Below are 17,066 nucleotides of genomic sequence, written 5' to 3' on the forward strand. Positions count from 1 at the left end.
TTCGTCGCGCAATCGATGCGCGATCAGGCCTTGAACGGGTTGTGCTCGCGCAGTTCGTCGACGTAGGCGTGGATCTGACCCGTCTCGCGCTTGAGAAATTCGCCCACGGCATCGGCGAACGCCGGATGCGCGAGCCAGTGCGCCGAGTGCGTGACCGTCGGCATGAAGCCGCGCGCGAGCTTGTGCTCGCCTTGCGCACCGCCCTCGAAGGCCGTCAGCTTTTCGTCGATGCAGAATTCGAGCAACTGGTAATAGGCCGTTTCGAAGTGCAGGCACGGCACATGTTCGAGCGCGCCCCAATAGCGGCCGTACAGCGTGCCGCCGCCGGCCGGATCGCGCCGGTACACGGCCAGCGCGCTGGCGATCGGCCGGCCGTCGGCTTCGGCGATCACGAGCAGCAGGTTCTCGGGCATCGTCTCGCCGATGCGGCGGAAGAAGTCGAGATTCAGGTACGGGCTCGAATGATGCTCGCGGTAGGTTTGCCGGTAGCAGCGCGAGAAGAAGCGCCAGTCGTCGTCGGTGGCGTCCTCGCCGCGCACGCGCCGGAACGTGACGCCGGCTTCGGCCACCTTGCGCCGCTCGGCGCGGATGTTCTTGCGCTTTTTCTGTTCGAGCGTGGCGAGGAAATCGTCGAAGTGCCGGTAGCCCTGGTTGAGCCAGTGGAACTGCACGCCCTCGCGCAGCATCATGCCCATCTCGGCCAGCAGCGTGGCTTCGTCCGCGGTGGGAAACAGCACATGCAGCGACGACACCTCGCTCTGCTCGGCCAGCGCCACCAGCGTGGCGGCGAGCTGGCGGCGCGCGGCGTCATTGGCGGCGATCAGGCGCGTGCCTTGCACCGGCGTGAACGGCACGGCGCACAGCAGCTTCGGGTAGTACGGGATGTCGTTGCGCTGGTAGGCGTCGGCCCAGGCCCAGTCGAATACATACTCGCCATACGAATGATGCTTGGCGTAGACGGGCGCTGCCGCCACCAGCGCGCCGCTCGCCTCGTCGGTCAGGGTCAGGAAGTTCGGCGCCCAGCCCGATTCGTCGACGGCGCAGCCGGTAGCGTGCAGCGCGGCCAGGAATTCATGGCGCAGGAACGGCGTCGGGTGCGCCTGTCGCTCGAGCAGGGCGTTCCATTCGGCCGCGTCCGTTTCGAGCGGAGAGCGCAGGAGCCCCATGCGATAATCGTTGCGTTCGTGTTTCAACCGTCTGACATCCGTTTCGTTCGGCGTGCGCGCGTTTGCGCGCGGTGCGCCGGTGATGCGCCGGCAAGGCGCCTGTCACGCGGCCCGTGAGGCCGCGCAGTTCCCGTCATGAAAACCCGTATCGCTCTCGCCCAACTCAACGTCACCGTCGGCGATTTCGCCGGTAACGTCGCCCGGATCGTCGATGCCGCCCGCGCCGCGCACAAGGATGGTGCGCATTTGCTGGTCGCGCCGGAACTGGCGCTGTCGGGCTATCCCCCGGAAGACCTGCTGCTGCGGCCCGCGTTCTACGTGGCGGCCGCCGAGGCGCTCGCGGAACTGGCCGCGCGCCTCGCGCCGCTCGACGGCCTGGCCGTGCTGGTCGGCCATCCGCTGCGCACCGCCAGCGCCGATGGTAATGCAAACCGTCCGATCGAGCGCGGCGTCAATCCGGTCGATACCTGGAACGCCGCGTCGCTCATCGCAGGCGGCGAAATCCGCGCCACCTATCGCAAGCACGAACTGCCGAACACCGAGGTGTTCGACGAGAAGCGTTACTTCGCGAGCGATCCGCAACCGTGCGTATTCGAATTGAACGGCACGAAGTTCGGCGTGGTGATCTGCGAGGACGCCTGGCATGCGGCGGCCTCGCAACTGGCCAAGGCGGCGGGCGCCGAGGTGCTGCTGGTGCCGAACGGCTCGCCGTATCACATGAACAAGGACGCGGTGCGCGTCGACATCCTGCGCGCGCGCATTCGCGAGACGGGCCTGCCGATGGTCTATGTGAACCTGGTCGGCGGCCAGGACGAACTCGTGTTCGATGGCGGCTCGTTCGTGCTCGACGGCGCGGGCGAACTGGTCGCGCGCATGGCGCAGTTCGAGGAAGGGCACGCGATCGTCGAATTCGACGGCGCGCGACCCGTGGCCGCCACGGCCGAGATCGCGCCGGGGCTGTCCACCGAGGCGCAGGTCTATCGCGCGCTGGTGCTCGGCGTGCGCGACTACATCGGCAAGAACGGCTTTCCGGGCGTGCTGATCGGCCTGTCGGGCGGCGTCGATTCGGCGCTGGTGCTGGCGGTGGCCTGCGACGCGCTCGGCGCGCAGCGCGTGCGCGCCGTGATGATGCCGTCGCGCTACACGGCCGACATCTCCACCACGGATGCGGCCGAGATGGCGCGCCGGGTGGGCGTGCGCTACGACGAGATCGCCATCGCGCCGATGTTCGACGCGTTCCGCGGCGCGCTGGCCGCCGATTTCGCCGGCCGCGACGAGGACGCCACCGAGGAGAACATCCAGGCGCGCATCCGCGGCACGCTGCTGATGGCGCTGTCGAACAAGTTCGGCTCGATCGTGCTGACCACCGGCAACAAGAGCGAGATGGCGGTCGGCTACTGCACGTTGTATGGCGACATGGCCGGCGGTTTCGCCGTGATCAAGGACATCGCCAAGACACTCGTTTATCGTCTCTGTCATTACCGCAACGGCGCGGCCGAGTTCGGCAAGACCGACGTGATCCCGGAGCGGATTCTCACGCGCGCGCCGTCGGCGGAACTGCGCGAGAACCAGACCGACCAGGACAGCCTGCCGCCGTACGACGCGCTCGATGCCATCATGCGCATGTACATGGAGGAAGACCGGCCGCTCGCGCAGATCGTCGCGGCCGGCTACGACGAGGCGGACGTGCTGCGCGTCACGCGCCTCATCAAGATCAACGAATACAAGCGGCGCCAGGCGCCGATCGGCATTCGCGTCACGCACCGGGCTTTCGGCCGCGACTGGCGCTATCCGATCACGTCGCGCTTCAACGAGCGTATCGACTGACGGGGCGCCGCGCGTAGAATCCGTCTCAGTCGTCCCCTTATCCGGAGCATCATCATGAAACGCATTACCGCCATCATCAAACCGTTCAAGCTCGACGAAGTGCGCGAGGCGCTGGCCGAAGTCGGCCTGACCGGCCTCACCGTGACGGAAGTGAAGGGCTTCGGCCGCCAGAAAGGCCATACCGAGCTGTATCGCGGCGCCGAGTACGTGGTCGATTTCCTGCCGAAGATGAAGATCGAAGTGGTGGTCGCGGCCGATCAGGTCGACCAGGTGATCGACGCCGTGATCGGCGCCGCGCGCACCGGCAAGATCGGCGACGGCAAGATCTTCGTGTCCGACGTGGAGCGCGTGATCCGCATCCGCACCGGCGAGGAAAACGAAGCGGCGGTCTGAGCGCCGCCTGCGCTGTCGTCACGCAAAACGCCAACGGCCCGGTGATCCGGGCCGTTGGCGTTTTTGTGTCCGTCTCGGCGGCATGCGCGAAGTGAAGCCCGGCGCGCCAATAAAAAACGGTGCGATACCCGTTGGGGTACCGCACCGATACGCGCCTCTCGCAGCAGCGTGAAACTGAGGATCTTGGTATATCGCTGGACGCCGTCAGGCGCCGGCGATCAGAACAGGTGCTGAATGCCGGCGTAGACACCCGTTTGCGAGCCGCCCGGATGCGGGTTGCCGGTTGCCACTGCCGTGCCCGACGGGTTCGCGTTCAGGCCGAAGTTGGCCGTCTTGCTGTTGCGCAGCGTGGCAGCCTGGATGTCGAGCAAGGTGCGCTTCGACAGGTTGTACGAGCCGCCGATCGTGTAGATCGTCGCGTTGCCGCCGCCGTTGTTCGCGTTCACGTGGTACACCGCCGCGATGATCGCCGCTGCCGGCGTCGCTTGCCACGTCACACCGCCCCAAGCCTGTTGCGTCGACGTGATGCCGGCGTTGCCTGCCGGGCCGGCGCTGTCCGCATGCGACGTCTGATAGGCCGCTTGCAGCTTGAAGGCGCCGAGGAACACGTTCGCGCCGATGAAGTATTCACGCGAGTTGTTGAACACGTCGTCGAACTTGCCGTTGACGCCATCACGCGTTTCGTCGAACAGGCCACGAATCTGGAACAGCGAGTTCGTGTAGGTCACCTGCAGGCCATCGCTGCGGCCTTGGCTGCCGGGTGCGCCGGAGCCGCCGTTGAAGGTCGATTGGTTCGACAGCGAGTACACGCCGTAAGCGTCGAAGCCGTAGATGTTCGGCGATTGGTACGAAATGTTGTTGCTGGTCTTGTTCCAGTTACGACCGCGCACCAGCGATGCCGTCGACCAGTTCGACTGGCCGAACGGATCGAAGTCCCACACGCCGTTGGCGATCGCGAGTTCGCGACCCAACAGCAGCGTACCGTACGCGTCGTTCGAGATCCCGACCGTCGCAAAACGATCCCAGATCGTGCCGCTGGTGCCCATGTTGCCGTTCATGGTGTTGAATGCGCCTTCGAGGTGGAACACCACCTTGTTGCCGCCGCCGATATCTTCGGTGCCCTTGATACCCCAGAGGCTGGTGCCCCAGTCGCCGCTTTCCGCGCGGACCGTGTGACCGGCTTGGCCGCCGTTCAGGTATTCGAGCCCTGCATCCAGACGACCGTACAGCGTCACGCTGCTTTGCGCATGCGCCGCCACTCCGGCAGTCATCAGTGCTGCCGCGAGCAATGCTTTCTTCATCATCTCCTCCATACCCTGTCAAAAAGTCAACCCACCAACTGCGCACATGCCGGATGTTTGGGATGCATCCGGTCAACATGGGATAACCAGAGAGACCGCGTGCGATGCCGGATAGGCACTGCCTGGCGTGCGGACTAACCTCTTTGCAGGCCGTTTTGCCGGTTGGGCAAAGCCGGGGTCTCCTGTTGTCATGAAGCTAAACTACATTTCACGACTTTCGTTTTGCTACTTTGGTTACTAATTTAGCAAAAATACACTTTGGTGGCGACGAAAATCGTTGTTTGACTAGCTGATGTCGCCAAATTGCAATAAACGCTGCCCGGGACACCGCCTAAACGGTGCCAAAAAATAAGACAAGTCCTTGCCGGATAAGGCGTTCATGGATTTCCGGGAGGGGGGTCAAGGATTGCCACTATTGACGCCCGAATACGGCGGGCGTAATTCGATCAGGACCAGGAATCGTTAGCTATCCGTAAAGAAATGACGACGATTTCATGCGCGGCACGAAAATGTTTAGTTGTTTTTAATAAACGAGTGCACGGATTCACGTTGGCGGCAAGCGAACGTGCGCGGGCAACGTGAAGCGAACGAGGCGCAGGGGAGGCGAGTGAGGCGGGGAGCGCCGGCAGCGCGGCGCGAAGCGTGTCGCGCGCGATGCCGGCGTGAGCGGGTGCTCGGGGAAAGAACTTACTTGAGGCTGCCGGACAGGAACTGCTTGAGACGTTCGCTGCGGGTATTGCCGAATACCTCGGCCGGTGCGCCTTCTTCTTCCACGCGGCCCTGGTGCAGGAACATCACGTGGTTCGACACGTTGCGCGCGAAGCCCATTTCGTGCGTGACCACGATCATGGTGCGGCCTTCCTCGGCCAGCTTCTGCATGACCTTCAGCACTTCGCCCACCAGTTCCGGGTCGAGCGCCGAGGTCGGCTCGTCGAACAGCATGACGTCGGGATGCATCGCGAGCGCGCGGGCGATCGCCACGCGCTGCTGCTGGCCGCCCGACAGGTGCGACGGGTATTGCTTCTCGACGCGCGGCTGCAAGCCCACCTTCTCGAGATATTCGCGGGCGCGCTGCTCGGCCTCGCGCTTCGACAGCCCGAGCACGTTGACCGGCGCTTCCATGACGTTTTCCAGCACGTTCATGTGCGACCAGAGGTTGAAGTGCTGGAACACCATCGCGAGCTTGGTGCGCACGCGCTGCAACTGCTTGGTGTCGGCGGCCTTCAGCGCGCCGCCCTTGTCCTGGGCGGTGCGTACCTCTTCGCCGTCGACGAAGATGCGGCCGGCGTTCGGCTGCTCGAGGAAATTGATACAGCGCAGCATCGTGCTCTTGCCCGAGCCGGACGAGCCGATCACGCTGATCACGTCGCCGGCATGCGCCTTCAGCGAAACGCCCTTCAGGACTTCGTTGCTGCCGTACTGCTTGTGGAGATCGTCGACGAAAAGCTTGTGCATCTTGGAATTCATCAGGAGTCCTCGCGCCTTTATTTGCCTTGCGGGCGCAGGTAGGCGAGCCAGCGTCGCTCGGCGCAGCGGAACAGCCACACCAGCGTGAACGAGATCGCGAGATAGAGGAGCGCGGCGATGCCGAACGCGTGGAAGGACATGTAGGTGGCCGAATTGACGTCGCGCGCGATCTTGAGGATGTCGGGCACGGTGGCGGTGAAGGCCACGGTGGTCGCGTGCAGCATCAGGATCACTTCGTTGCTGTACAGCGGCAGCGCGCGGCGCAGCGCCGACGGCAGGATCACGCGGCGGTACAGCGTGAAGGTCGACATGCCGTACGCACGCGCGGCCTCGATCTCGCCGTAGTTGGTCGCCTTGATCGCGCCGGCGAAGATCTCGGTGGTGTACGCGCAGGTGTTCAGCGTGAACGCGAGCAGCGTGCAGTGCATGCCGTCGCGGAAGAACGCGTTGAGCATGGCCGTGTCGCGTACCACATGCAGGCTGTAGAGGCCCGTGTAGCAGAGCAGCAACTGCACGTAGAGCGGCGTGCCGCGGAAGATGTACGTATAGAGCCACACCGAGCCCGACAGCCACTTGCGCTTCGACACGCGCGCGCAGGCGAGCGGCACCGACAGGCAGAAGCCCAGCGCGATCGACACCACCAGCAGCCACAGCGTGATGGTCACGCCCGTGAAGCGATACCCGTCGGTATACAGGTAGTTGCGCCAGTATTCCTGAATCAGTTCGATCATAGGTCAGCCTTGCGGACGCCGGCGGAGTAGCGCTTTTCCAGCCACATCAGCACGAAGTTCGAGATCGTCGTGATCGCGAGGTAGATCGCCCCCGCGAGCAGCGTGAAGAAGAAGAAACGCAGCGTGCCCTTGCCCGCGTCCTGCGACGCCTTGACGACGTCGGCCAGGCCGATGATCGAGACCAGCGCGGTGGATTTGACGAGCACCTGCCAGTTGTTGCCGATGCCGGGCAGCGCGAAGCGCATCATCTGCGGAAACATCACCCGCGTGAACACCTGCCAGCTCGACATGCCGTAGGCCGCGCCCGCTTCGAGCTGGCCGCGCGGCACCGAGAGGAACGCGGCGCGGAAGGTTTCGGTGAAGTAGGCGCCGTAGATGAAGCCGAGCACCAGGACGCCGGCCGCGAACGGGTCGATGTCGATCTGATCCCAGTTCATCAGGTCGGTGAACTGGTTCAGCCAGATCTGGATGCTGTAGAACAGCAGCAGCATCAGCACCAGGTCGGGCACGCCGCGGATCAGCGTGGTGTAGAGCGTGCCGATGCCGTGCGAGATGCGGTTGCGCGAGAGCTTGGCGCCCGCGCCGAGCAGCCCGAGCACGAACGACAGCGCCAGCGACAGCACCGCCAGCTTGACGGTCTGCCAGGTGCCCGAGAGTATCAGCGGGCCGTAGCCGGAAAGAAACATATGAGGTCCTTGACGGCGCATCGTGTGCGCCGCGAAAGACGCGTGCCGCAGGTTGGCGGCGCGCCCCGTGCTTGTGTGTCGGGCTGCCCGGTGATTCCGCCGGGCGGCTTTCGACTTCCTCGTACCGGGCGGGCCGTGCTGGGTAGCGCGGCGGCCGCTCCGGCCGAAACGTGGTTACTTCGCCGAATACACGCTGAACGAGAAGTACTGGTGCGACAGCCTGTCGTACGTCCCGTCCTGGTGCATCGCGGCGAGGGCGGCGTTGATCTTCGCCTTCAGATCCGTGTCCTCCTTGCGCAGGCCGATCGCGGTGCCGTCACCGATCGTCTTCGGATCCTTCACTTCGGGGCCGGCCCACGCAAAGTCCTTGCCGCGCGCCGTGCGCAGAAAGCCGTAGTCGGCCTGCAATTCGTCCTGCAGCGCGGCGTCGAGCCGGCCCGTCCCGAGATCGGTGTAGACCTGATCCTGGTTCTGGTACGGCACGATCGTCACGCCTTGCGTTTCCCAATAGGTCTTCGCGTAAGTTTCCTGCGTGGACCCCTGCTCGACGCCGACCCGCTTGCCCTTCAGCGACGCCACGCTCGGCCGCAGCGGCGAACCGGCCTTGGCGATCATCCGCGCGGGCGCGTCGTACAGCTTGTCCGAGAAGTCGATCTGCTCGCGGCGCTTGTCGGTCACGGTCAGCGACGACACGATGATGTCGAACTTGCGTGCCTTCAAGGCCGGGATGATGCCGTCGAGATCCTGCGCAACCCACTTGCAGCGCACCGCGATGCGCGTGCAGATTTCCCTGGTCAGGTCCACGTCGAAGCCGACGATGTCGCCGTTCTGCGCGACCGATTCGAACGGCGGGTAGCTGGCGTCGACGCCGATGCGGACCGTCTTCCATTCCTTCGCGAAGGCGCTGCCCGCCATCAGGGCGAGCGCTGCGCACAGGGCGAGCTTGTTCATCTGTTTCCTCTTGCGACGCTGACAGGCCGGCTGCTGCCGGTCGCGCGCCGGCCGTATTCTAGACAGCCAAAATTCGGTCACGGCGGCTTCGGCGCGCGGTCGGGCAAGGCCCGGCCGGCCAAAAGCGCGGTATTTTACCCGAGCCGGCGGCGAGCAAGGTCGAATCGGTGCTCGGGAGTTTGCCGGGGTGCCGGAAGGCGGCGCGGGGGCCGGTGCGGCGGAGCGGATGGCGGCGCGAATCGGCCGCAATGGCGGACGATGCCGCCCGTAGGCCGGGCAATGCGCGAACATGGCCGTCCACCTGCCGGCGCATGCGCGGGACGCGCAAAAACAACGAAACGGGGCGACCGCGCAAGCGGATCGCCCCGTTTTCGGGTTCGACCGGGGCCGCTTCGACCCCGGCCGGATGCCATCGACTTACTGCGCCGGTGCCGAAGCGGCGGCGGCCTTCGCTGCATGGCGATTCGCCCAGTGCGCCTTCATCTTCTCGTGGCGCGCCTTCATCTTGGCGAAATCGGCCTTCAGCGCCGTGCTGACCTGCGTCTTCTGCGGGTCGGTCAGGCCGTCGTAGAAGGCCAGCCAGGCTTTTTCGGTCTGCTGGTGCAGTTGGGCGTTCTGCTGGAACACCTGCTCGCGCGCGGCCTGCATCGCGTCGAGATCGAGGATCGACTGGCTTTGCGCGGCGTCGAACTGCGTGCGCGACTGCTCGAAGTTCTTGCGCATCGCGTCGCGGTTCTGCCGGGTGGTGGCCTCGGCCGCCTGGTATTGCTGTTCCTGCGCCGGCGTCAGCTTCAGTTGCGCGTGCAGACGCTTGAACACTTCCAGCGGGCCGCCGTGGTGGCCGTGATGATGCATGCCCGGGCCGCCGTGCGGCGCGTCGGGCGGCGGTGCCGAGTCGGCCGCGTAAGCGGCGGCGCCGAAGGCGAGGGCCAGAACGGAGGCGGCTGCGATAGCCACGCGGGACGTCTTCTTATACATTGCGATGACTCCTGGTCGAATGGGATCGTCGACACGGCGGGGCGGCCCGGCTGGCGCCGCCTGTTTCCGCATCGGGTAAGACGCAGCGTAGCCAAGTGCCTCGGACACCGTGTTACGTCGGGCCTGCCCGCGTTTACCGGGCATTACATCTGCCTTGCGCGGTAATTCGCAGTAACCCATTCGCGAAGATGTTTCAGCCGCCTTCCCCAACCCGCACGGTAAACTTCACGCCATGACTACCCAGATCCTCATCGTCGACGACGACCAAGAACTGCGCGACTTGCTGCGCGACTACCTCGTGCGTCAGGGCATGGAGGTGTCGGTGCTGCACGACGCCGCCTCGCTCGAAAAGCGCCTCGAGCGCGAACGCCCCGACCTGATCGTGCTGGACCTGATGATGCCGGGCGTCGACGGCCTGACCGCGCTGCGTCAACTGCGCGCGGCCGGCGACGACATCCCCGTGATCATGCTGACGGCGCGTGCCGACGACGTGGACCGCATCGTCGGCCTCGAACTCGGCGCCGACGATTACCTCGGCAAGCCGTTCAACCCGCGCGAGTTGCTGGCGCGCGCCCAGGCGGTGCTGCGCCGGCGGCGCGCCACGCCTTCGGCGGCGGCCCCCGAACAGCGCGAGCCTTATGCGTTCGGCCGCTTCGTGCTCGATTTCCAGGCGCGCACGCTGTCGGTGGACGGCAAGCCGGCCACGCTGTCGAGCAGCGAATTCGCGCTGCTGAAGATTTTCGTCAACAACGCGCTGCGCACGCTCACGCGCGAGCGCCTGCTCGAACTGCTGCACGGCCCGGAATACGACGGCACCGATCGCGGCATCGACGTGCAGGTCTGGCGTTTGCGGCGGATCCTCGAAAGCGATCCGTCCACGCCGCGCTTCATCCAGACAGTGCGCGGACGCGGCTACGTGTTCGTGCCCAACGGCGAGGCCCATGCGCAGACCCATTGATTCGCTGTTCGGGCGGCTCGCGCTGCTGGTGGTCGGCGTCCTGCTGCTGTCGCATTTCGCCTGGTATCTGGCGATCCGGCTCGACCGCAGCGAAACCCAAACGCGTTACGCCGTGGAGGAAGCGGCGTTCCTCGTCGATGCCGTGCGCCAGCACGTCGAGCGCACGCCCGACCTGCCGCTGCCGTCGCGGGTGCGGCTGGTGCCGTCCGACAGCGCCGACGTGCCGCCGGACGATCCGGACAAGCCGCCGCCGCTGCGGCGCTTCATCGAGGACCTGCGCGAACACATGACGCCGGGCACCGTGGTGCGCATCGGGCCGCCCGGCAAGCCGCCGATGCTGTGGGTCAAGGAGCCGACCGACAAGAACTGGATCGTGGTGCCGGCGCAGCCGCTGCACCCGCGCCGTTCGCGCGACCGCATGCTGCTGTGGCTCGGCATGATCTTCGCGGCGGCCGTGATGGCCGCGCTGTTCGCGGCCTGGCAGCTTCAGCAGCCGCTGCGTTCGCTGGCGCGCGCGGTCGGCCGTTTCGGCCGTGGCATGCCGGTGCCGCCGGTGCGCGAGAAGGGGCCGCGCGAGCTGCGCCAGCTCACGCGCGGCTTCAATCAGATGGTGGAGCAGGTGTCGCGGGCCGAGAACGACCGGGCCGTGATGCTGGCCGGCGTGGCGCACGATCTGCGCACGCCGCTCGCGCGCATGCGCCTGCGTGCCGAGATGATGGACGACGCGCGCTTGCGCGACGGCGTGGTGCGTGACGTGGATTCCATGTCGCACATCGTCGATCAGTTCCTGGTGTTCGCGCACGGCGGCGTCGATCGCAGCGAGGTGGTGGCGGTCGATCAGGCCTGCGAGCGGATGGCGCGCACCTATCGCGCGGTCGCGCCCAACGCGGCGCCGGTGGAAATCGCGGTGGCGGCCGGGCCGGGCTTCCGGCTGCCCACCGCCACGCTCGACCGGATCCTCTCGAACCTGCTCGACAACGCGCACGCCTACGGCGCGCCGCCCGTGCGGATCGCCACCGAACGCACCGCGGAAGGCTACCTGCTGACCGTCAGCGATCACGGCAAGGGCATCGCGCCGCGCGATCTCGCCGACGCCACGCGGCCGTTCGTGCGGCTCGATCCGGCGCGCGGCGGCAATGGCCACAGCGGGCTCGGCCTCGCGATCGTCGAGCGGCTCGTGCAGCGCGTGGGCGGCCAGTGCCGGATCGGCAATCAGGAGCAGGGCGGCTTGCGGGTGGCGATGGAGTTTCCGTTCGGCGCAATGCCGAAACCGGAGCGGGAGCCGGCGGACGCCTGACTTGGCGTGACGGGAAGCGGGCGTACGGCCGAATCAGGCGGCAATGCCGCGGGGAGCGGCGCGCAACGCGGCAGGATCGATCAAACGGGAATGGAACGCGGAGTGCGGGGGCACGGCGCCGGGCAAGCGGCCTGGCCGCCTCCCCGATGCCGCACGCGTGCGCCTACTCGCCGAACAGCGTGCCGAGCGTTTCGGCGGCGTGGCTGTCGATGGTGTTGTAGGTGACGGTGGTCGCCTCGAAGATATACAGCGTGGTGTACTTGCCGAGCCGTTCCAGGATCTCGTCCTGCAACGATTCCGGCACGATGTTCATGTTCAAATACCACGCGGTGGACGACAGCCGCGCCTGGAACGCGCCGTATTCCTGCATCAGCGTATAGAACGCATCGGCGTCCTGATCGCGGCATACGATAACCAGATTTCCTGCCATTCAGCCCTCCTGCTTGTGACGTTCGATCTTGCGAAGCAAACCCGATCATACCTGCTTCGCCGCGCGCGCTCGGAAGCGGGGCGCCGAACCGCCGACGTGACGCCTGTTGCTTCCTTGCCCGAGCGGGTTTCCCCGCGTCCCGTATCACGGCATAATTCGGCCTGCATCGCACCCGACACGTTGCAACCCGCTTGCAGCTTCTTTCAGTCAGCTCGCATTCCAGCCGATTTGCATGAGGTTCGCCCGCCGTTGCCGGGCGATGTGCGCACATTGCGTGCCACGTGCTTGTGCCTGTCATTCGGTGTGGTGTAGTGTCTGCCGTCGTTGCGTCCGGCCCGTGGGGAGTGCCGCACGGCGCCGGCACGAGGTGGTGTGCGGGCGGGGCAGCGGTAGCCCACGCCCGGCTTGTCGGTCATAAAGAATCGCCGCACTTGCGCGCCGGCCCGGCCGGGCACGCATGATGGCCTCATATTTCGCTCAGCACGGCCATGCCGGGGAGGGTGCCTGATGGATTTTGGTTTCAATCCGAACCGGATCGCGAACGCGAATGCCTCGGCTTGGCGCGTGCTGCCGAATCGCTGGGATTTCATCGCCTTCCCGCTGATCCTCTGCGTCATCGCGATGGCGGCCGTCGGGTTCCATGAAACGATGGCGCCGATCGGCACGCTGACCACCCAGAAAATCTCGCTCGACCCGGCGAACCTGCCCGAATACGCGTTGCGCACCACGCTGCGCATGCTGGCGGCGATGGTCGCCTCGCTGGTCTTCACGCTTGTCTACGGCACGCTGGCGGCCAAGAGCCGCCGTGCCGGCATGGTGCTGGTGCCGATCCTCGACATCCTGCAATCGGTGCCGGTGCTCGGCTATATCTCGTTTACGGTCACGTTCTTCCTGGCGCTGGTGCCGAGCCGCGTGGCCGGCGCCGAGCTGGCCGCGATCTTCGCGATCTTCACGAGCCAGGCCTGGAACATGACGTTCAGCTTCTACCAGTCGTTGCGCACGGTGCCGCGCGACCTGGACGAAGTCTCGCGCAGCTTCCACCTGACCACCTGGCAGCGTTTCTGGAAGCTCGAGGTGCCGTTCTCGATGCCGGGCCTGGTCTGGAACATGATGATGTCGATGTCGGGCGGCTGGTTCTTCGTGGTGGCCTCCGAGGCGATCACGGTCGGCAACCACACCATCACGCTGCCGGGCGTCGGCTCGTACCTGGCGCAGGCGATCACCGAGAAGAACATGGCCGCGATCGGCTGGGTGATCCTGTCGATGACGGTGGTGATCCTCGCCTACGATCAGTTCCTGTTCCGCCCGCTGGTGGCCTGGGCCGACAAGTTCCGCATGGAGAACACCAGCTCGGGCGACGCGCCCGAATCCTGGCTGCTCGACCTGGTGCGCCGCACCCGCCTGATTCACCAGTTGCTGGTGCCGGCCGGCTGGCTGCTGGCCCGCACGGCGCGCATTCCGTTCCGGCTGCCGTCGTTCGACGCCTCGCGTTTCGCGCTGCCGCGCGTCGAGCGCCGGGCTTCGCGCGCGGCCGACATCGGCTGGTCGATCCTGGTGCTGATCGGCACCGCCTACGTGATCTGGCGCGTGGTGTCGTTCGTGGCGACCGGCGTGACCTGGGGCGAAGTCGGCCACGTGTTCCTGCTCGGCCTCGCCACGCTGCTGCGCGTGGTGCTGCTGATCGCGGTGGCCTCGGTGATCTGGGTGCCGATCGGCGTCTGGATCGGCCTGCGCCCGGCGCTGGCCGAGAAGGTCCAGCCGATCGCGCAGTTCCTCGCGGCGTTCCCGGCCAACCTGCTGTTCCCGGTGTTCGTGATCGTCATCGCGCGCTTCCATCTGAACCCGGACATCTGGCTGTCGCCGCTGATCGTGCTCGGCACCCAGTGGTATATCCTCTTCAACGTGATTGCCGGGGCGATGTCCTACCCGAACGACTATCGCGAGGCCGCCGCCAATTTCCGCATTCGTGGCTGGCAATGGTGGCGCCAGGCGATCCTGCCCGGCATCTTCCCGTATTACGTGACCGGCGCGATCACCGCCTCGGGCGGCGCGTGGAACGCGAGCATCGTCTCCGAGCTGGTGCAGTGGGGCGACACGAAGATCCAGGCGCACGGGCTGGGCGCGTACATCTCGCAGATGACCGCCGCGGGCGACTACCCGAAGATCATCATGGGCATCACGGTCATGTCCCTGTTCGTGACCCTGTTCAACCGCCTGTTGTGGCGTCCGCTGTACGCCTATGCCGAAGCCAAGCTGCGGCTCGACTGAGACTCATTGAGAGCGAAACGCGATGCAAAATCCGAATGCTGCCCCGACGCCGCCCGTGCCGCCGCGCCTCGGCGACGAGATCCTGAACGTCAAGGACGTCAGCCGGGGCTTCAACAAGAGCCAGGGCGAGCTGCTGGTGCTCGACGGCGCGAACCTGTCGCTGCGCGAAGGCGAGATCGTCGGCCTGCTGGGCCGTTCGGGCTCGGGCAAATCCACGTTGTTGCGCATCATCGCCGGCCTGATCGAGCCGACCGGCGGTGAGGTCACCTATCTGGGCAAGCCGCTGGACGGCCCGGCCGAGGGCGTGGCGATGGTGTTCCAGACCTTCGCGCTGTTTCCGTGGCTCACCGTGCTGCAAAACGTGGAAGCGGGCCTCGAAGCGCTCGGCGTGGGCGCGCGCGATCGCCGCGAGCGCGCGCTGGCGGCGATCGATCTGATCGGTCTGGACGGCTTCGAGAACGCCTACCCGCGCGAGCTGTCGGGCGGGATGCGTCAGCGCGTGGGCTTTGCGCGCGCGCTGGTGGTCGATCCGACCATCCTGCTGATGGACGAGCCGTTCTCGGCGCTCGACGTGCTGACCGCCGAAACGCTGCGTACCGACCTGCTCGACTTGTGGACGCAGGGCCGCATGCCGATCAAGTCGGTGCTGATCGTCACGCACAACATCGAGGAAGCGGTGTTCATGTGCGACCGCATCCTGGTGCTGTCGTCGAACCCGGGCCGCGTGATCGCCGAGATCAAGGTGCCGTTCAAGCACCCGCGCAACCGCCTGGACCCGGCGTTCCGCAAGCTGGTGGACGACATCTACGCGAAGATGACGGCGCGCCAGACCGGCGAGGCCACCAAGAAGGGGCTGGAGGCCAACAGCTGGCTGCCGCGCGTGTCGACCAACCTGATGGCCGGCCTGATCGAGACGCTGGCCGCCGCGCCGTACCACGGCCGTGCCGACATGCCCGAAATCGCGCGCTCGCTGCATCTGGAGGTGGACGACCTGTTCCCGATCGCCGAAGTGCTGCAGCACCTCGGTTTCGCCGACGTGCGCGAGGGCGACGTGTTCCTGACGCCGCCGGCGCGCGTGTTCGCCGAGTTCGGCACGCAGGAACGCAAGATGATGTTCGCCGATCACCTGCTGCGCCACGTGCCGCTCGCGGCGCGGATCAAGAAGGTGCTCAACGAGCGTCCCGGCCATCGCGCGCCGCGCGTGCGCTTCGAGCAGGAGCTGGAGGATTTCCTGTCCGACAGCGCGGCCGAGGAAACGCTCGACGCGGTGATCGACTGGGGCCGTTACGGCGAGATCTTCTCGTACAACGACCAGACCGAGATCTTCAGCCTCGAGGACGTGGAGTCCTGATCGACGTGGTTGCCGGATGGCGAGTAGTGCGCGATGCGCGCGAGGTCTTGCGACCCGCGCGCATTTGTTTTTCTACGATCGCTGATTGCGGCCGCTGATTGCAGCCACTTACTGCAACGCGCCCCAACGCGTGACGGCCGGCTCGGCCGAGGCCCAGGTCCAACTGCCGCCTTGCGGCGTTTCGCAGGCGCTGGCGAGATACCAGTCGGCGTGCTCGCCGTCCTTCACCGAGAACGCGAATTCCTTGCAGAGCGCGAGCGCCGTGGAGAACGCACGCGTCACGCGCACTTCGCCCTCGCCGTTGTCGATCGGCAGGCGGTTCTTGACCTTCCACGGCGCGACCTGACCGACCGCGAGGCCGCCCGCGGTGGTGGCGATCACGGCTTGCTGGTTGGCGTGGAAACGCTTCATGGTGCGGTTCACGGCTTCGTCGGTGGCGGCCTGCACGGCGATGCCGACGCCGATCCCGATCGCCGGGTTGGCCGTGACCAGCCCGGTGGCCGCCCCGGCCAGCGCGCCGCTGGCCGCGCCGGCCGAGCCGCAGCCGGGCAGCGTGGCGATGGCTGCCGCCAGCGCGCAAGCCACCGCCGCGGTGCGCAGCGGGATCATTGCAGCGCTCCCCAGCGCCCGGTGGCCGGTTCGGCCGAAGCCCATTTCCATTTCGGACCGTCACGGCAGATCGTCGCGACGTAGAACGCGCTGCTCGGCTCCGGCGTGGGGGCGGCGGCCGGCACGGCGGCGCCCGATGCGGCGGCACCCGCTTGCGCCGTTTTCGGCTCGCGCGGGGGATCGGTGTCGACCGAGAACACGATTTCCTTGCAGTCGAGCGGGCCGACGCTGATCAGGCGGCTGACGGTCACGCGGCCGTGTTCGTCTTCCTCGATCGGCACCGAGTGGTTGGTGGACCAGCGTGCCACGCCGCCCACGTCGATCGGGCCGGCCGCGTTGGCGATCTGGTCTTGCGAATAGGTGTGGGCCACACGCTGTGTGTACTGCACGCCGGCGCGCGCGGCGGCCACGGCGCCGAGGCCGATGCCGGAGGCGACGGCGGCATTGTTGGTGACCTTGCTGGCGATGGCGGCGCCGGCGATACCGGCGCCGGTGGTGGCGCCTTCGCTATATAGGGAACTGCAGCCGGAAAGCAGCGTGGAGGCCAGCGCTGTGCCGACGAGCGCGACGAGCGAGCGGCGCGCGGCGCGACGGGCCGGCTGCCCGGGCATGGCGATGCGTGAATTCATGCTGGATGCGGTCCTGTCTGGAAT

Annotated in this window: 16 protein-coding genes; 6 read left to right on the forward strand and 10 right to left on the reverse strand. The window is 66.5% G+C overall.

The window, feature by feature from the left end:
- Nucleotides 1-23: 23 nt before the first annotated feature.
- Nucleotides 24-1,193 carry a GNAT family N-acetyltransferase gene (locus tag AB4851_RS20355; RefSeq protein ID WP_414451226.1) on the reverse strand — a complete coding sequence of 390 codons (1,170 nt, stop codon included), beginning with the start codon at nucleotides 1,191-1,193 and terminating at the stop codon, nucleotides 24-26.
- Nucleotides 1,194-1,301: 108 nt separating this feature from the next.
- Between AB4851_RS20355 and AB4851_RS20360 the strand changes: the two genes are divergently transcribed.
- Entirely contained in the window at nucleotides 1,302-2,993 is a 1,692-nt protein-coding gene (locus AB4851_RS20360; RefSeq protein WP_414451227.1) for an NAD+ synthase, read from the forward strand.
- 54 nt (nucleotides 2,994-3,047) lie between these two features.
- Nucleotides 3,048-3,386, forward strand: coding sequence for a P-II family nitrogen regulator (locus AB4851_RS20365; protein ID WP_013699037.1), 339 nt, complete (start codon nucleotides 3,048-3,050; stop codon nucleotides 3,384-3,386).
- A 218-nt stretch (nucleotides 3,387-3,604) separates the two neighbouring features.
- Here AB4851_RS20365 and AB4851_RS20370 read toward each other — a convergent pair whose 3' ends face one another.
- From AB4851_RS20370 to AB4851_RS20395, 6 genes are all read right to left on the reverse strand, one after another.
- The gene (locus AB4851_RS20370; protein WP_414451228.1) at nucleotides 3,605-4,699 is read right to left on the reverse strand and encodes a porin; all 1,095 of its coding nucleotides are present in this window, start codon (nucleotides 4,697-4,699) and stop codon (nucleotides 3,605-3,607) included.
- 675 nt (nucleotides 4,700-5,374) lie between these two features.
- Entirely contained in the window at nucleotides 5,375-6,154 is a 780-nt protein-coding gene (locus AB4851_RS20375) for an ABC transporter ATP-binding protein (RefSeq protein ID WP_414451229.1), read from the reverse strand.
- A gap of 17 nt (nucleotides 6,155-6,171) precedes the next feature.
- A complete protein-coding gene (locus AB4851_RS20380) occupies nucleotides 6,172-6,885 on the reverse strand; it encodes an ABC transporter permease (protein ID WP_414442781.1) in 714 nt (237 codons plus the stop codon).
- On the reverse strand, nucleotides 6,882-7,571 hold the full coding sequence (locus tag AB4851_RS20385) for an ABC transporter permease (protein ID WP_414451230.1): 690 nt from the start codon (nucleotides 7,569-7,571) through the stop codon (nucleotides 6,882-6,884). Before AB4851_RS20385 ends, AB4851_RS20380 begins: the two co-directional genes overlap by 4 nt.
- Nucleotides 7,572-7,745: 174 nt before the next feature.
- Nucleotides 7,746-8,522 carry an ABC transporter substrate-binding protein gene (locus AB4851_RS20390; RefSeq protein WP_414451231.1) on the reverse strand — a complete coding sequence of 259 codons (777 nt, stop codon included), beginning with the start codon at nucleotides 8,520-8,522 and terminating at the stop codon, nucleotides 7,746-7,748.
- A 417-nt stretch (nucleotides 8,523-8,939) separates the two neighbouring features.
- On the reverse strand, nucleotides 8,940-9,500 hold the full coding sequence (locus AB4851_RS20395; RefSeq protein WP_414451232.1) for a periplasmic heavy metal sensor: 561 nt from the start codon (nucleotides 9,498-9,500) through the stop codon (nucleotides 8,940-8,942).
- 232 nt (nucleotides 9,501-9,732) lie between these two features.
- Between AB4851_RS20395 and AB4851_RS20400 the strand changes: the two genes are divergently transcribed.
- On the forward strand, nucleotides 9,733-10,458 hold the full coding sequence (locus AB4851_RS20400; protein WP_414442777.1) for a response regulator: 726 nt from the start codon (nucleotides 9,733-9,735) through the stop codon (nucleotides 10,456-10,458).
- Nucleotides 10,442-11,755, forward strand: a complete 1,314-nt coding sequence (locus AB4851_RS20405; protein WP_414451233.1) for an ATP-binding protein — start codon at nucleotides 10,442-10,444, stop codon at nucleotides 11,753-11,755. The genes AB4851_RS20400 and AB4851_RS20405 overlap by 17 nt, the downstream gene beginning before the upstream one ends.
- Nucleotides 11,756-11,918: 163 nt before the next feature.
- Here AB4851_RS20405 and AB4851_RS20410 read toward each other — a convergent pair whose 3' ends face one another.
- Complete coding sequence (locus AB4851_RS20410) at nucleotides 11,919-12,185, reverse strand: hypothetical protein (RefSeq protein WP_414442775.1); 267 nt, start codon at nucleotides 12,183-12,185, stop codon at nucleotides 11,919-11,921.
- Nucleotides 12,186-12,692: 507 nt separating this feature from the next.
- Between AB4851_RS20410 and AB4851_RS20415 the strand changes: the two genes are divergently transcribed.
- The gene (locus AB4851_RS20415; protein ID WP_414442774.1) at nucleotides 12,693-14,453 is read left to right on the forward strand and encodes an ABC transporter permease; all 1,761 of its coding nucleotides are present in this window, start codon (nucleotides 12,693-12,695) and stop codon (nucleotides 14,451-14,453) included.
- A 22-nt stretch (nucleotides 14,454-14,475) separates the two neighbouring features.
- Nucleotides 14,476-15,804 carry an AAA-associated domain-containing protein gene (locus AB4851_RS20420; protein ID WP_414442773.1) on the forward strand — a complete coding sequence of 443 codons (1,329 nt, stop codon included), beginning with the start codon at nucleotides 14,476-14,478 and terminating at the stop codon, nucleotides 15,802-15,804.
- A gap of 108 nt (nucleotides 15,805-15,912) precedes the next feature.
- On the opposite strand, the gene AB4851_RS20425 is transcribed toward AB4851_RS20420, so the two are convergent.
- Together AB4851_RS20425 and AB4851_RS20430 are read right to left on the reverse strand one after the other, a co-directional pair.
- Nucleotides 15,913-16,413, reverse strand: a complete 501-nt coding sequence (locus AB4851_RS20425) for a hypothetical protein (RefSeq protein WP_414451234.1) — start codon at nucleotides 16,411-16,413, stop codon at nucleotides 15,913-15,915.
- The gene (locus AB4851_RS20430) at nucleotides 16,410-17,042 is read right to left on the reverse strand and encodes a hypothetical protein (RefSeq protein WP_414451235.1); all 633 of its coding nucleotides are present in this window, start codon (nucleotides 17,040-17,042) and stop codon (nucleotides 16,410-16,412) included. Before AB4851_RS20430 ends, AB4851_RS20425 begins: the two co-directional genes overlap by 4 nt.
- Nucleotides 17,043-17,066: the final 24 nt, after the last annotated feature.

This window comes from Burkholderia sp. 22PA0099, assembly GCF_047497165.1.
In the GTDB taxonomy this organism is placed as follows: domain Bacteria; phylum Pseudomonadota; class Gammaproteobacteria; order Burkholderiales; family Burkholderiaceae; genus Burkholderia.